Source organism: Pantoea septica (assembly GCF_002095575.1).
GTDB classification, from domain to species: domain Bacteria; phylum Pseudomonadota; class Gammaproteobacteria; order Enterobacterales; family Enterobacteriaceae; genus Pantoea; species Pantoea septica.
In genome coordinates, this window is the sequence record NZ_MLJJ01000002.1 from 151,332 (window position 1) to 167,290 (window position 15,959).

At 58.1% G+C, this 15,959-nt stretch carries 10 protein-coding genes; 6 read left to right on the forward strand and 4 right to left on the reverse strand.

The window, feature by feature from the left end:
* Nucleotides 1-15: 15 nt before the first annotated feature.
* The gene (gene ampE, locus HA46_RS01825) at nt 16-870 is read left to right on the forward strand and encodes a beta-lactamase regulator AmpE (RefSeq protein WP_033793505.1); all 855 of its coding nucleotides are present in this window, start codon (nt 16-18) and stop codon (nt 868-870) included.
* Here the strand turns inward: ampE and HA46_RS01830 are convergent.
* From HA46_RS01830 to aroP, 3 genes are all read right to left on the reverse strand, one after another.
* Nucleotides 852-1,811, reverse strand: coding sequence for a glycoside hydrolase family 43 protein (locus HA46_RS01830; protein WP_084881998.1), 960 nt, complete (start codon nt 1,809-1,811; stop codon nt 852-854). The two genes, ampE and HA46_RS01830, sit on opposite strands and share 19 nt — an antisense overlap.
* Nucleotides 1,808-3,220, reverse strand: a complete 1,413-nt coding sequence (locus HA46_RS01835; protein ID WP_084881999.1) for a glycoside-pentoside-hexuronide (GPH):cation symporter — start codon at nt 3,218-3,220, stop codon at nt 1,808-1,810. The genes HA46_RS01830 and HA46_RS01835 overlap by 4 nt, the downstream gene beginning before the upstream one ends.
* A 167-nt stretch (nt 3,221-3,387) precedes the next feature.
* Nucleotides 3,388-4,743, reverse strand: coding sequence for an aromatic amino acid transporter AroP (gene aroP, locus HA46_RS01840; RefSeq protein WP_033793508.1), 1,356 nt, complete (start codon nt 4,741-4,743; stop codon nt 3,388-3,390).
* Between the two features lie 515 nt (nt 4,744-5,258).
* Between aroP and pdhR the strand changes: the two genes are divergently transcribed.
* The 4 genes from pdhR (at nt 5,259) to lpdA (ending at nt 12,455) form a co-directional block, all read left to right on the forward strand.
* Nucleotides 5,259-6,023 carry a pyruvate dehydrogenase complex transcriptional repressor PdhR gene (pdhR, locus tag HA46_RS01845; protein WP_033793510.1) on the forward strand — a complete coding sequence of 255 codons (765 nt, stop codon included), beginning with the start codon at nt 5,259-5,261 and terminating at the stop codon, nt 6,021-6,023.
* A gap of 132 nt (nt 6,024-6,155) precedes the next feature.
* Complete coding sequence (aceE, locus tag HA46_RS01850) at nt 6,156-8,822, forward strand: pyruvate dehydrogenase (acetyl-transferring), homodimeric type (RefSeq protein WP_033793512.1); 2,667 nt, start codon at nt 6,156-6,158, stop codon at nt 8,820-8,822.
* A 14-nt stretch (nt 8,823-8,836) separates the two neighbouring features.
* Nucleotides 8,837-10,732, forward strand: a complete 1,896-nt coding sequence (gene aceF / locus HA46_RS01855; RefSeq protein ID WP_033793513.1) for a pyruvate dehydrogenase complex dihydrolipoyllysine-residue acetyltransferase — start codon at nt 8,837-8,839, stop codon at nt 10,730-10,732.
* A gap of 298 nt (nt 10,733-11,030) precedes the next feature.
* Nucleotides 11,031-12,455 carry a dihydrolipoyl dehydrogenase gene (gene lpdA, locus HA46_RS01860; RefSeq protein WP_033749657.1) on the forward strand — a complete coding sequence of 475 codons (1,425 nt, stop codon included), beginning with the start codon at nt 11,031-11,033 and terminating at the stop codon, nt 12,453-12,455.
* A gap of 42 nt (nt 12,456-12,497) precedes the next feature.
* Here lpdA and HA46_RS01865 read toward each other — a convergent pair whose 3' ends face one another.
* Nucleotides 12,498-12,953, reverse strand: a complete 456-nt coding sequence (locus tag HA46_RS01865) for an NUDIX hydrolase (protein WP_084882000.1) — start codon at nt 12,951-12,953, stop codon at nt 12,498-12,500.
* 362 nt (nt 12,954-13,315) lie between these two features.
* On the opposite strand from HA46_RS01865, the gene acnB reads away from it, so the two are divergent.
* Nucleotides 13,316-15,913: a bifunctional aconitate hydratase 2/2-methylisocitrate dehydratase gene (gene acnB, locus HA46_RS01870; protein WP_143807567.1), complete on the forward strand. Its 2,598-nt coding sequence runs from the start codon at nt 13,316-13,318 to the stop codon at nt 15,911-15,913.
* The last annotated feature ends 46 nt before the right edge of the window (nt 15,914-15,959 follow it).

Sequence of the window (15,959 nt, forward strand, 5' to 3'; positions counted from 1 at the left end):
TTTCGCGGAGTGGGTATGACGTTGTTTTCCTTGTTACTGGTTTTAGGTTGGGAACGCCTGTTTAAGCTGGGCGAGCACTGGCAGCTCGATCACCGGCTGGAGCCGATTTTTCGCCGCCGCCGCCATTTTTCGCTGCTGCGTACGCTTGGCATGACCCTGCTGGCGATGGCGCTGACGGCGCTGGCGATCTGGAGCGTAAAAGGGCTGCTGTTCGGCATCGCGCAGCTGCTGTTCTGGATCCTGATCGGCCTGCTCTGCATCGGCGCCGGATCGGCGCGCCTGCACTATCACGCCTATTTAAAAGCGGCGAGCCATGACGATGTCGCGGCGCATCAGGCGATGGCGGCCGAGCTGACGCTGATCCACGGCGTGCCGGTGGAGTGCAGCGAGCGAGAGTTCCTGCGCGAGCTGCAAAACGCGCTGATCTGGATTAACTTCCGCTTCTACCTGGCGCCGATGTTCTGGTTTGTGGCGGGCGGCCCCTACGGGCCGGTGCTGCTGGTGGGCTACGCCTTCCTGCGCGCCTGGCAGAGCTGGCTGGCGAAACATCAGTCGCCGCTGGAGCGGGCGCAGTCAGGCGTCGACGGCCTGCTGCACGTGATTGACTGGATCCCGGCGCGGCTGGCCGGCGTGGCCTATGCGCTGCTGGGACACGGTGAAAAAGCGCTGCCCGCCTGGTTCGCTGCGCTGACCGACCGTCGCCGTTCGCAGTATCAGGTGCTGACCAGCCTGGCGCAGTTTTCGCTGGAGCGCGATCCGCACCTGGACAAGGTCGAAACCCCGCGCGTTGCGGTGGCGCTGGCGAAGCGCATCTCGCTGGTGCTGGTAGTTGTGGTCGCGCTGCTCACCATCTACGGCACGCTGGTATAATCCGCTGGCGGCACGCCGAAATCGGGCGTGCCGTCTTCGCGCCAGACAAAACTTTTCAGCCGGGTATGACGATTGGGATCCCATAGCGGGTCCCCTTCAATTTCCGTGTAGTTGCGGGCGTGATAGACCAGCACATCCTCGCCGTTCTCATCCTGAGTAAAGCAGTTGTGGCCCGGACCGTACTGGTGGTTATCCCAGTTTGAGGTAAAGACCGGCCGTGCTGACTTGCGCCAGTTAGCGGCATCAAGCAGATCCTGCTCAATGCCGATCGACAGCAGCCCCATGCAGTAATTTTCGTCGGTGGCGCTTGCGGAGTAGGTAACGAACAGCCGATCGCCGTGCTGGATCACCGCCGGTCCTTCATTGACGCTAAACCCAGCGCACTCCCACTCATATTCCGGCCGGCTCAGCATCGTCGGCGCGCCTTTCAGCGTCCAGGGGTTAAGCAGCTCCGCCAGATAGAGATTGGAGTTGCCCGGGATCGCCGGATCCTTCTGCGCCCACAGATACCAGTTTTTGCCCTGATGCGCGAAGTGGGTAGCGTCCAGCGCAAAGGTGTCGAACTGACTAAATACCCGGCGCGGCGCCTGCCAGCGTCCGTTGAGCGGATCGGCGTCGTCGCATACCAGCGCGTACATGCGATGCTGGAACAGCCCGTCTTTGATGTCGCGCGTCGGCGCGGCGGCGAAATAGATCACCCACTGTTCGTCGATGCGGTGCAGCTCCGGCGCCCAGATCAGTTCGCTGCAGGGGCCGCTCTCCGGCTTGCGCCAGACCACGACCGGTTCGGCATGACGCAGATCGAGCAGCGTGCTGGCGCGACGCAGCTCCAGCCGATCATAGGCAGGTACGGAGGCGATAAAGTAGTAGTGCTGCTCATGGCGCAGGATAAAGGGATCGGCCCGCTGTTCAATAAAGGGATTCGGCCAGGGTGTGCTCATTTCGCTTCTCCGGGTTGGGTGACAGCGCCGTCGCGCTGACGAATTTCATGCAGTTCGCGGAAGTTGGCGCGGCGCAGCGCGAGATCGTTCTGAATCGTGCGCATTAGCGCGCGGTCGACCTTCAGCAGGCGCACGACGCCTGCGGTAATCAGGTAGCCTACGCCCGGGATGACGGTGAACAGCAGCATAATGCCGTTTACCGCCTGTGAAGACTGCTGTTTTGCGCCCGCGTCGTAGCCGTAAATCGAGAGTAAAAAGCCGACCATTGCGCCCGCGACCGCCAGGCCGACCTTGAGGAAAAACAGGTTGCCGGAGAAGCTGATGCCGGTGATGCGCTTGCCGGTTTTCCACTCGCCGTAATCGTCGACGTCGGCCATCAGCGACCAGTGCAGCGGCGACGGGATTTGATGCAGCACGTTCAGCAGGAAATAGGCGACCACTACCGCGACGGTGGCGTGCGGATCGATCCAGTAAAAGCCGCAGGAGAAGAGGGCCAGCGCGATATTGGTCCAGAAAAAGACTTTCAGCTTGCACCAGCGGTCGGTGAGCAGCTTCGCCAGGGTGCTGCCTGTCATCATGCCTATAACGCCAAGACTGATAAACAGCGTGGCGAAGTGCGTCGTCTGGCCCATTACCCAGGTCACGTAGTACATGGTGGCGGCCATACGGATAAAGCCGGGGCAGACGTTGCAGAAGGTGAGCAGCAGAATGCGTACCCACTGGTCGTTTTTCCACACGTCGCGCAGATCGCTTTTCAGCGCGTCATGGGTCGGCACCGCCGGGCGAATACGTTCCCGCACCGTGGCGAAGCAGAACAGGAACATCCCCAGCCCAATCAACGCCAGCACGCTCATCGCCAGCTGATAGCCGCGCGCCTTGTCGCCGCCGCCGAACCACTCTGCCATCGGCAGCAGCGACAGGGAGAGGATCAGCGTCGCAATGCCGACCATGACAAAGCGGTAGGACTGGCAGGAGACGCGCTCGCCGGGATCGCTGGTGATGACGCCGCCCAGTGAACAGTAGGGAATGTTGATGGCGGTGTAGGTCAGGGACATCAGGAAGTAGGTGACGAAGGCCCAGATCACCTTGTTTTCGTAGCTCCAGTCCGGCGTGGTGAACATCAGCACGCTAAAGAGCACATAGGGCACCGAAATCCAGAGCAGCCAGGGACGAAAGCGGCCCCAGCGGCTTTGAGTGCGATCGGCGATCGCGCCCATAATCGGGTCGGTAATGGCATCCAGCACGCGCACCGAGAGCAGCAGGGTTCCCACCAGCGCAGGCGCGAGACCGAAAACATCGGTATAAAAGTAATTAAGAAACAGCATGATGGCGCCGCCAATCATATTACAGCCCGCGTCGCCCATGCCGTAACCCAGCTTTTCGCGAAAAGAGAGTGCGGAATCCTTCATGATAATTCTCCTGCGCATTTGGTATGAGCAGAGAATTATCGTTGCTATATCAGCGGGATGGCTGCCAACAAATAGTCAGTAAGATGGACAAATCAGGCGAGGCGGGAAAAGTGTGAACTGGATCGAGAGGAAAAAGGCCCGCCGACGCAGGTCGGCGGGCGTAAGCATCAGGCGCGCTGCACCTTGTTTTTGATGGCGTAGCCGATGGCCAGGATCACCAGCCAGACCGGGATCAGCCAGACCGATATCGCCATGCCCGGCGTCATCAGCATAATCACCAGAATGCCGGCCAGAAACGCCAGGCAGAGCCAGTTGCCGAACGGATAGAGCAGCGCCTTAAAGCGCGTCGTCACGCCCTGCTGATCTTTCTTACGGCGGAATTTCAGGTGAGCAAGGCTAATCATCGCCCAGTTGATGACCAGCGCGGAGACCACCAGCGACATCAGCAGGCCGAAGGCTTCGCCCGGCATCAGATAGTTGATCAGCACGCAGAGCGCGGTCGCCACGGCCGAGACCAGAATGGTGGCCACCGGCACGCCGCGACGGTCTACTTTCAGCAGCGCTTTCGGCGCATTGCCCTGCTGGGCCAGACCGAACAGCATGCGGCTGTTGCAGTAGACGCAGCTGTTGTAGACCGACAGCGCGGCGGTCAGGATCACCACGTTCAGCGCGTTCGCCACCAGCGCGTCGCCCAGCTCATGGAAGATCAGCACGAAGGGGCTGGTGTCTGCGGTGACGCGCGTCCAGGGCATCAGCGACAGCAGCACCGCCAGCGAGCCGATATAGAAAATCAGGATGCGATAGATAACCTGATTGGTGGCTTTAGGGATGCTCTGCTCGGGATTATCGGCTTCCGCGGCGGTGATGCCAACCAGCTCCAGGCCGCCGAAAGAGAACATAATGATCGCCATCATCATTACCAGCCCGCTGAAGCCGTGCGGCAAGAAGCCGCCCTGCGCCCAGAGGTTGCTGACGCTGGCCTGCGGGCCGCCGGTGCCGCTGAGCAGCAGCCAGCCGCCGAACAGGATCATGCCGATCACCGCGATGACTTTAACGATAGAGAACCAGAACTCCATCTCGCCATAGACTTTTACGTTAGTGAGGTTAATGGCGTTGATCAGCACGAAGAAGACGGCGGCGGTAATCCAGGTGGGAATATCTGGCCACCAGAACTGAACGTATTTGCCGACGGCGGTCAGCTCGGCCATGGCCACCAGCACATAAAGCACCCAGTAGTTCCAGCCCGACGCGAAGCCGGCAAAGTTGCCCCAGTATTTGTAGGCGAAGTGGCTGAAGCTGCCGGCGACCGGCTCCTCGACCACCATCTCTCCCAGCTGACGCATAATTAAAAAGGCGATAAAGCCGGCGATGGCGTAGCCCAGAATAACGCCTGGACCGGCCGCCTGGATCACCGATGCGCTGCCCAGAAACAGGCCGGTGCCCACCGCGCCGCCCAGCGCGATCAGCTGAATATGACGGTTTTTCAGCCCGCGCTTCAGCGTATCGCCATGCTGTTGTTCCATACGAACCTCATGTTGTTTTAATTCTTCTTTTGCAGCGCGTGATGGCTGTCAGGAAGTGGTTACAATAACGTACTGATTTATTTACGGTATCAGGCGCCTTCTCTGTAAGCGGATGCTACCCTGGCGACAAGAATAGTGATATGCGGTGCGCTTTGCACCTGCTTTCTCTTTTCGTGCTGAGACTTGACTGAAAAAGCATCGTAGCCATCACACTGCCGCCTGCGCCTGTTCTGCCATGAATTGATGCCAAAGACGAATAAGGTTGTCTTATGGTCAAGGAGAGAATCCTCCTTAACGCCGTGTAAGGTTTGGTAAAAGTAGCGAGATTTAACATCTGCTTCGTCCCGCTATTTCTGTTTTTCCCGCGGCAACTTAAAAGCGTGCGGACGCCGGTATGGCAAGGAATGTGACCGGCGTCATATAGACACAAGGTGAATACTTTGTTACTTTACGGCCAACTTTTTAGAATTGGTATTACCAATTTACTCCGGACGTCGGCTTGATAAGAAGGGAAGATGGCTTACAGTAAGATTCGCCAACCCAAGCTCTCAGATGCCATAGAGCAGCAGCTGGAATCGCTGATTATGGAAGGGACGCTGCGTCCTGGCGAGAAGCTGCTGCCTGAGCGCGAACTCGCCAAACAATTTGATGTCTCACGTCCATCCCTGCGCGAAGCCATACAGCGTCTGGAAGCGAAAGGTTTGCTGCTGCGCCGTCAGGGCGGCGGTACTTTCGTCCAGCAGAATCTCTGGCAAAGCCTGAGCGATCCGCTCGTCAGCCTGCTTACTAAGCATCCGGAATCCCAGTTTGATTTACTGGAAACGCGTCATGCGCTGGAAGGGATCGCGGCTTACTACGCGGCGCTGCGCGGCACGGAAGAGGATATCGAGCGTATCCGCCACTGCCACGTGCAGATACAGCAGGCTCAGGAGAGCGGCGATCTCGACGCCGAGGCGAATGCGGTGATGCAGTATCAGATCGCTGTCACAGAAGCTGCCCATAATGTGGTGCTGCTGCATTTGCTGCGTTCGATGGGGCCAATGCTGGAACAAAACGTTCGACAGAATTTTGAATTGCTCTACTCGCGCCGGGAAATGCTGGCGAAAGTAAGCGGTCACCGCGCCAGTATTTTCGAGGCGATTGTGGCTCGCGAGCCGGAACAGGCGCGTGAAGCCTCGCATCGTCACCTGGCGTTCATAGAGGAAATCTTGCTGGACAGAAGTCGGGAGCAGACTCGTCGTGAACGCTCCCTGCGTCGTTTACAGCAACGTAAGGAATAACGCGCGGCAAAGAACGCGCGGACATCAACGACGGGCCTGTCTCCTTGTGCTTTGGCGAACCACACAAGCAGAACACATGGAGACAGGCTCCTGACAATTCAACGTATTAGACACAGATAAGGAATACCCCCCATGTCAGAACGTTTACAGAATGACGTGGATCCGATCGAAACTCGTGACTGGCTACAGGCGATCGAATCGGTCATCCGTGAAGAAGGTGTTGAGCGTGCGCAGTATCTGATCGATCAGGTGCTGAGCGCAGCCCGCAAAGGCGGCGTAAAAGTGGCGGCAGGCGGTAACGCCGTCAGCAACTATATCAACTCTATCGCCGTTGAAGACGAGCCGGAGTATCCGGGCAACACGTCTCTGGAGCGTCGTATCCGTTCCGCAATTCGCTGGAACGCCATCGTATCGGTGCTGCGCGCCTCGAAGAAAGATCTGGAGCTGGGCGGCCATCTCTCCTCATTCCAGTCTTCCGCGACCATCTATGAAGTGTGCTTTAACCACTTCTTCCGCGCGCGCAGCGACAAAGACGGCGGCGATCTGGTTTACTTCCAGGGTCACATCTCGCCGGGCATCTACTCACGCGCCTTCCTTGAAGGTCGTCTGACCGAAGAGCAGATGAACAACTTCCGTCAGGAAGTGCACGGCAACGGCCTCTCATCCTATCCGCACCCGAAACTGATGCCGGACTTCTGGCAGTTCCCGACCGTTTCCATGGGTCTGGGTCCGTTGAACGCCATTTATCAGGCGAAGTTCCTGAAATATCTGGAACACCGCGGCCTGAAAGACACCTCTAACCAGACCGTTTACGCCTTCCTCGGCGACGGCGAGATGGACGAGCCGGAATCCAAAGGCGCGATCACCATCGCAACCCGCGAGAAGCTGGACAACCTGGTGTTCATCATCAACTGTAACCTGCAGCGTCTGGACGGTCCGGTTACCGGCAACGGCAAGATCATCAACGAACTGGAAGGCATCTTCGCGGGCGCCGGCTGGAACGTCATCAAAGTAATCTGGGGCGGTCGCTGGGATGAGCTGCTGAAGAAAGACACCAGCGGCAAGCTGATTCAGCTGATGAACGAAACCGTCGACGGCGACTATCAGACCTTTAAATCCCGTGACGGCGCCTACGTGCGCGAACACTTCTTCGGTAAATACCCGGAGACGGCGGAGCTGGTTAAAGACTGGTCAGACGAAGAGATCTTCGCCCTGAACCGCGGCGGCCACGATCCGAAGAAAATCTACGCGGCACTGAAGAAAGCGCAGGAGACCAAAGGTCAGCCGACGCTGATTCTGGCGCATACCATTAAAGGCTATGGTATGGGCGACACCGCGGAAGGTAAAAACATCGCGCACCAGGTGAAGAAGATGAACATGGATGGCGTTCGCTACATCCGCGATCGCTTCAACGTGCCGGTTGCCGACGACAAGATCGAAGAGCTGCCGTACGTCACCTTCGAGAAAGGTTCGGAAGAGTACAACTACCTGCACGGCCAGCGCGAGAAGCTTGGTGGCTACCTGCCGACCCGTCAGGCGCAGTTCACTGAAAAACTGGAAATGCCGAAGCTGGAAGAGTTCAAAGCGCTGCTGGAAGAGCAGAGCAAAGAGATCTCGACCACTATCGCTTTCGTGCGCGCCCTGAACGTGATGCTGAAGAACAAGTCGATCAAAGATCGCCTGGTGCCGATCCTCGCGGACGAAGCCCGTACTTTCGGTATGGAAGGTCTGTTCCGTCAGATTGGTATCTACAGCCCGAACGGTCAGCAGTACACCCCGCAGGACCGCGAGCAGGTTGCTTACTATAAAGAAGACGAGAAAGGCCAGATTCTGCAGGAAGGGATCAACGAGCTGGGCGCAGGTTCATCCTGGCTGGCGGCGGCGACCTCTTACAGCACCAACAACCTGCCGATGATCCCGTTCTACATCTACTACTCCATGTTTGGTTTCCAGCGTATCGGCGACCTGATGTGGCTGGCGGGCGACCAGCAGGCGCGCGGCTTCCTGGTGGGCGGCACCTCCGGTCGTACCACGCTGAACGGCGAAGGTCTGCAGCACGAAGATGGCCACAGCCATATTCAGTCGCTGACTATCCCGAACTGTATCTCTTACGATCCGGCCTACGCCTATGAAGTGGCGGTCATCATGCATGACGGTCTGGTGCGTATGTACGGTGAAGCGCAAGAGAACGTTTACTATTACATCACCACGCTGAACGAAAACTACCACATGCCAGCGATGCCGGAAGGCGCCGAAGAGGGTATCCGCAAGGGTATCTACAAGCTGGAAACCGTGGAAGGCAGCAAAGGTAAAGTGCAGCTGCTGGGCTCAGGCTCTATCCTGCGTCACGTGCGTGAAGCGGCGCAGATCCTGGCGAAAGATTACGGCATCGGCTCCGACGTCTACAGCGTCACCTCGTTCACCGAACTGGCGCGCGACGGCCAGGACTGCGAGCGCTGGAACATGCTGCATCCGACTGAAGAAGCGCGCGTACCTTATATCGCTCAGGTGATGAACGACGCGCCGGCGGTGGCATCGACCGACTACATGAAGCTGTTCGCTGAACAGGTTCGCAGCTATATTCCGGCCAGCGATTACCGCGTGCTGGGCACCGACGGCTTCGGCCGCTCGGACAGCCGCGAAAATCTGCGTCACCACTTCGAAGTGGACGCCTCCTACGTGGTCGTGGCTGCGCTGGGCGAACTGGCTAAACGTGGCGAAATCGACAAGAAAGTGGTGGCGGACGCGATCGCTAAGTTCGACATCGATGCCGATAAAGTTAACCCGCGTCTGGCTTAAGAGGTAAAAGAGTAATGGCTACTGAAATTAAGGTACCGGATATCGGGTCTGATGAAGTTGAAGTCACCGAGATTCTGGTGAAGGTTGGCGACAAGGTGGAAGCCGAGCAGTCGCTGATCACCGTAGAAGGCGACAAAGCCTCTATGGAAGTTCCTTCGCCGCAGGCAGGCGTAGTGAAAGAGATCAAAATCGCGACCGGCGACAAAGTTGAAACCGGCTCCCTGATTATGATTTTTGACGCAGAGGGCGCGGCGGCAGACGCTGCGCCAGCGGCGGAAGAGAAGAAGGCCGAAGCCGCTCCGGCGCCGGCGGCCGCCTCTACCGCAGCCAAAGATGTCAACGTCCCGGATATCGGCGGCGACGAAGTTGAAGTCACCGAGATCCTGGTGAAAGTCGGCGACAAAATCGAAGCTGAGCAGTCGCTGATCGTCGTCGAAGGCGATAAAGCCTCGATGGAAGTGCCTGCGCCTTTCGCCGGCACGGTGAAAGAGATCAAGATCGAAACCGGCGCGAAAGTGAGCACCGGCTCGCTGATCATGGTCTTCGAAGCGGAAGGCGCGGCGCCTGCTGCTGCCGCGAAGCCGGAAGTGAAAGAAGCGGCGGCTTCAGCACCGGCGGCGACCGCTGGCGCGAAAGAGGTCAACGTGCCTGATATCGGCGGCGACGAAGTCGAAGTCACCGAAGTGCTGGTGAAAGTCGGCGACAAAGTCGAAGCCGAGCAGTCACTGATCGTCGTCGAAGGCGATAAAGCCTCAATGGAAGTGCCCGCGCCGTTTGCCGGCACCGTCAAAGAGCTGAAAGTCTCTACCGGCGATAAAGTGAGCACCGGATCGCTGATCATGGTCTTCGAAGTGGAAGGCGCGGCGAAAGCCGAAGCGCCGAAGCAGGAAGCCGCGCCCGCACAGGCTCCGGCTAAAGCTGAAGCGCCTGCCGCACCGGCAGCGCCGAAAGCTGACGCGAAAGGCGACTTCGCCGAGAACGACGCCTACGTGCACGCGACGCCGGTTATCCGTCGTCTGGCGCGCGAGTTCGGCGTTAACCTGGCGAAGGTGAAGGGCACCGGCCGTAAAGGCCGCATCCTGAAAGAAGATGTGCAGAGCTACGTGAAAGAGGCGGTGAAACGCGCTGAAGCGGCACCGGCTGCTGCCGCCAGCGGTGGAAGCCTGCCGGGTCTGCTGCCGTGGCCTAAAGTGGACTTCAGCAAGTTCGGCGAAGTGGAAGAAGTGGAACTGGGTCGCATCCAGAAAATCTCTGGCGCTAACCTGAGCCGCAACTGGGTGGTTATCCCGCACGTTACGCACTTCGACAAAACCGATATCACCGATCTGGAAGCGTTCCGCAAGCAGCAGAATGCCGAAGCCGAGAAGCGCAAGCTGGACGTGAAGTTCACCCCGGTGGTGTTCATCATGAAAGCGGTCGCTGCCGCGCTGGAGCAGATGCCGCGCTTCAACAGCTCGCTGTCAGAAGATGCGCAGCGCCTGACGCTGAAGAAGTACATCAATATCGGCGTGGCGGTCGATACGCCGAACGGTCTGGTGGTTCCGGTCTTTAAAGACGTGAATAAGAAAGGCATCACCGAGCTCTCTCGCGAGCTGATGGCGACCTCGAAGAAAGCGCGCGACGGCAAGCTGACCGCTAGCGACATGCAGGGCGGCTGCTTCACCATCTCCAGCCTTGGCGGCCTCGGCACCACGCACTTCGCGCCGATCGTCAACGCGCCGGAAGTGGCTATCCTCGGCGTCTCCAAATCGGCGATGGAGCCGGTCTGGAACGGCAAAGAGTTTGTGCCGCGCCTGATGATGCCGATCTCGTTGTCCTTCGACCACCGCGTGATCGACGGAGCGGATGGTGCTCGTTTCATCACCATCATCGGCAATATGTTGTCCGACATTCGCCGTCTGGTGATGTAAGCACAATCAAGGCCGGCAATCGCCGGCCTTGTTGTAAAGATTCGTGGCATCGCGGTTTGCAGTTTGTTAACAATTCTGTAAACTCTTGCGGTGAAAAATGTCCCGGTGGAGCAAAGGACATCGTGAGCCTGTTTCGTCAGGCGTACCTGGCGCAGTCAGTTGTTGACGCCCAGCGCGCAGAACCCGCAGCGTACTCAAGATACGCAAGGCGCCGCGCACTGCCCGGATGCAAGTGGCCGACCAGCCTGATGAGAAGCGCTCTACGTCTGACCCGCCGGATCACAACTAAGAGGTCATGATGAGTACAGAGATTAAAACCCAGGTCGTGGTACTTGGGGCTGGTCCTGCAGGTTACTCTGCAGCCTTCCGTTGCGCTGATTTAGGTCTGGAAACCGTACTGGTAGAGCGTTACAGCACCCTCGGCGGTGTCTGTCTGAACGTGGGCTGTATCCCGTCAAAAGCGCTGCTGCACGTTGCTAAAGTGATCGAAGAGGCGAAAGCCCTGGAAGAGCACGGCATCGTGTTTGGCCAGCCCTCTACGGACATCAACAAAGTCCGCACCTGGAAAGAGAAAGTGATCAACCAGCTGACCGGCGGTCTTGCTGGCATGGCGAAAGGTCGTAAAGTCAAAGTGGTTAACGGCCTGGGCAAATTCACCGGTGCAAATACTCTGGTTGTGGAAGGGGAAGGCGGCGCGACCACCATCAACTTCGACAACGCTATTATCGCGGCCGGCTCTCGTCCGATCACGCTGCCGTTTATTCCGCACGACGACCCGCGCGTATGGGACTCTACCGATGCGCTGGAGCTGAAAGAAGTGCCGGAGCGCATGCTGGTGATGGGCGGCGGTATTATCGGCCTCGAAATGGGTACCGTTTACCACGCGCTGGGTTCGCAGATCGACGTAGTCGAGATGTTCGATCAGGTTATCCCGGCTGCCGACAAAGACGTGGTGAAGGTCTTCACCAAACGTATCGCGAAGCAGTTCAATCTGATGCTGGAAACCAAAGTCACCGCGGTTGAAGCGAAAGAAGACGGTATCTACGTCACCATGGAAGGCAAAAAAGCGCCGGCCGAACCGCAGCGTTACGACGCGGTGCTGGTGGCGATCGGCCGCGTGCCGAACGGCAAAGGTCTGGATGCCGGTAAAGCGGGCGTGGAAGTGGACGATCGCGGCTTTATTCGCGTCGACAAGCAGATGCGCACCAACGTTCCGCACATCTACGCTATCGGCGATATCGTCGGCCAGCCGATGCTGGCGCATAAAGGCGTGCACGAAGGCCACGTGGCGGCAGAAGTTATCGCCGGCATGAAGCACTATTTCGACCCGAAAGTGATCCCGTCAATCGCCTATACCGAGCCGGAAGTGGCATGGGTCGGCCTGACCGAGAAAGAAGCGAAAGAGAAGGGCATCAGCTACGAGACGGCGACCTTCCCGTGGGCGGCCTCTGGCCGTGCTATCGCCTCTGACTGCGCTGACGGCATGACCAAGCTGATTTTCGACAAAGAGACGCATCGCGTCATCGGCGGCGCGGTTGTCGGCACCAACGGCGGCGAGCTGCTGGGCGAAATCGGTCTGGCGATCGAGATGGGCTGCGACGCGGAAGATATGGCGCTGACTATCCACGCGCACCCGACGCTGCACGAGTCGGTTGGCCTGGCGGCTGAGATCTTCGAAGGCAGCATCACTGACCTGCCGAACCCGAAAGCGAAGAAGAAGTAAGTTTTTTGCTGGTTCAGAGAAAGCCTCCGAAAGGGGGCTTTTTTACTGGCGGCTCTGTTTTGATTTCACTAAATCGATCATGAGATCGCGAGGAAAAATAGTTTCTTCCGACCGCTCAATCTCATCTATTGTCCACCAGTGATGCCTTCGAATGACGCGCTGTTCATTATGACTCCAGCCGGTAACGTTGATCTCCTTGCCCTTCACCCGCACCATAAAGAAACGCTCGTCGGCGAGAACGGCTTCTCCGCCCGGCAGCATCATCGTAAAGCTTCTTTTCGCTAACTGCGGGCCGGGTGTTTTACATATAAAGCCTGTTTCCTCGTACAGCTCTCGCGAGGCCGCTTCTTCGAAAGACTCCTCTTTTTTAAGTCCGCCACCTGGCGTTGCCCAGTAGGATTGACCGGCAAGCGCATCGTTTTGATGATGAAAATGAAAAAGGAGAATACGATTTTCAGGTGACAGAACAATCATTCTTGATGCCGGACGCTTACGCATAATCACTCGCTTTCAGCAATAAAACCCATAACCCTCACGTTCATATTCTCAATAAAAGTAAGTCAAAAAGTTATACCCGCATATTACAAAACACTCATGCCCATGCCTTTATGCCACGACGTAAGACCAGAGCGCGCTAACGAAATCTTTCTCAAACCAGCTTTGCTCGTCAGCTAGCCCATAAACGTAAAAACCGCACTTTTTTACCCTGTTAATTATGTTGTGTTTTTGTAAACAGATTAACAAACAGCCTGAACCCTGCTATGCTGCCCCACGCGGAACCGGGCACCTTACCCTACTCATGGAATGCTTTGTCACCAGGGTGCACCGGAAACCCATACAATGTGAGCGAGGAGAACGTCGTGCTAGTAGAATACCGTAAGCACGTTGCCGAGCGTGCCGCCCAGGGGATCGTACCTAAGCCGTTAGATGCTTCCCAGATGGCCGCGCTGGTTGAACTGCTGAAAAACCCGCCAGCGGGTGAAGAAGAATTCCTGACCGATCTGTTGGTCAACCGTGTCCCACCCGGCGTTGATGAAGCCGCCTACGTTAAAGCGGGTTTCCTTGCCGCGGTGGCTAAAGGCGAAACGACCTCTCCTCTGGTATCCCCCGAAAAAGCGATTGAACTGCTGGGCACCATGCAAGGCGGTTACAACATTCATCCGCTGATTGAGGCGCTGGACAACGAGAAGCTGGCGCCGATTGCCGCCAAAGCGCTGTCGCACACGCTGCTGATGTTTGACAACTTCTACGACGTTGAAGAAAAAGCGAAAGCGGGCAATACCCATGCGCAACAGGTAATGCAATCCTGGGCGAACGCCGAGTGGTATCTGTCACGTCCTGAGCTGGCAGAAAAAATTACCGTCACCGTGTTCAAAGTGACCGGCGAAACCAACACCGACGACCTTTCTCCGGCGCCGGATGCATGGTCTCGCCCGGATATTCCACTGCACGCGCTGGCGATGCTGAAAAACGCCCGTGAAGGCATCAATCCGGATGAGCCGGGCAACGTCGGCCCGATCAAACAGATTGAAGCGCTGCAGGCCAAAGGCTATCCGCTGGCTTACGTCGGCGACGTCGTCGGCACCGGCTCTTCCCGTAAATCAGCGACCAACTCCGTACTCTGGTTCATGGGCGACGATATCCCGAACGTCCCGAACAAAAAAGGCGGCGGTCTGGTGCTGGGCAGTAAAATCGCGCCAATCTTCTTCAACACGATGGAAGATGCGGGCGCGCTGCCAATCGAAGTGGACGTAGGCGAGCTGAATATGGGCGACGTGATCGACGTCTACCCCTATAAAGGCGAAGTGCGTAACCACGAAACCGGCGAGCTGCTTGCCAGCTTTACGCTGAAAACCGATGTGCTGATCGACGAAGTACGCGCCGGCGGCCGTATTCCGCTGATCATCGGCCGCGGCCTCACCAGCAAAGCGCGCGAATCGCTGGGCCTGCCGCACAGCGACGTTTTCCGTCAGGCGAAAGACGTGGCGGAAAGTACGCGCGGCTACTCGCTGGCGCAGAAAATGGTCGGCCGCGCCTGCGGCGTTGATGGCGTGCGTCCCGGCGCGTACTGCGAGCCGAAGATGACGTCGGTAGGTTCTCAGGACACCACCGGTCCGATGACGCGCGACGAGCTGAAAGATCTGGCGTGCCTCGGCTTCTCTGCCGACCTGGTGATGCAGTCGTTCTGCCACACCGCCGCCTATCCGAAGCCGGTTGACGTCAATACGCACCACACGCTGCCGGACTTCATTATGAACCGCGGCGGCGTCTCGCTGCGTCCGGGCGACGGCGTGATCCACTCATGGCTGAACCGCATGCTGCTGCCGGATACCGTCGGCACCGGCGGCGACTCGCATACTCGCTTCCCGATCGGCATCTCTTTCCCGGCGGGTTCTGGCCTGGTGGCCTTCGCCGCCGCGACCGGCGTAATGCCGCTCGATATGCCTGAATCCGTGCTGGTGCGCTTTAAAGGCAAAATGCAGCCGGGCATCACCCTGCGCGATCTGGTGCACGCTATTCCGCTGTACGCCATCAAACAGGGTCTGCTGACCGTTGAGAAGAAAGGCAAAAAGAACATCTTCTCTGGCCGCATTCTGGAGATTGAAGGTCTGCCGGATCTGAAGGTCGAGCAGGCGTTCGAACTGACTGACGCCTCGGCCGAGCGTTCGGCGGCGGGCTGTACCATCAAGCTGGATAAAGCGCCGATTATCGAATACCTCAGCTCCAACATCGTGCTGCTGAAGTGGATGATCGCGGAAGGCTACGGCGATCGCCGTACGCTGGAGCGCCGTATCCAGGGCATGGAAAAATGGCTGGCGGATCCGCAGCTGCTGGAAGCGGACGCCGACGCCGAATACGCGGCGGTGATCGAGATCGATCTGGCTGATATCAAAGAGCCGATCCTGTGCGCGCCGAACGATCCGGACGACGCGCGTCTGCTCTCTGACGTGCAGGGCGAGAAGATTGACGAAGTGTTTATCGGCTCGTGCATGACCAACATCGGCCACTTCCGTGCGGCAGGTAAACTGCTCGACAGCCATAAAGGTCAGCTGCCGACCCGCTTGTGGGTGGCGCCGCCGACCAAGATGGATGCGGCTCAGCTGACCGAAGAGGGCTACTACAGCGTCTTCGGCAAGAGCGGCGCGCGTATCGAGATCCCGGGCTGCTCGCTCTGCATGGGTAACCAGGCGCGCGTGCAGGACGGCGCGACGGTGGTCTCCACCTCGACGCGTAACTTCCCGAACCGTCTCGGCACCGGCGCCAACGTTTATCTGGCATCGGCTGAACTGGCCGCGGTCTCTTCGCTGCTCGGCAAACTGCCGACGCCGGACGAGTACCAGCAGTTCATGGCGCAGGTGGATAAAACCGCCAGCGACACCTACCGCTACCTCAACTTTGATCAGCTGGATCAGTACACCGATAAAGCGGACAATGTGATTTTCCAGACCGCGGTCTGAATGACTCACTAAAAACCAAAGGGGCGATTATCGCCCCTTTTTCTTT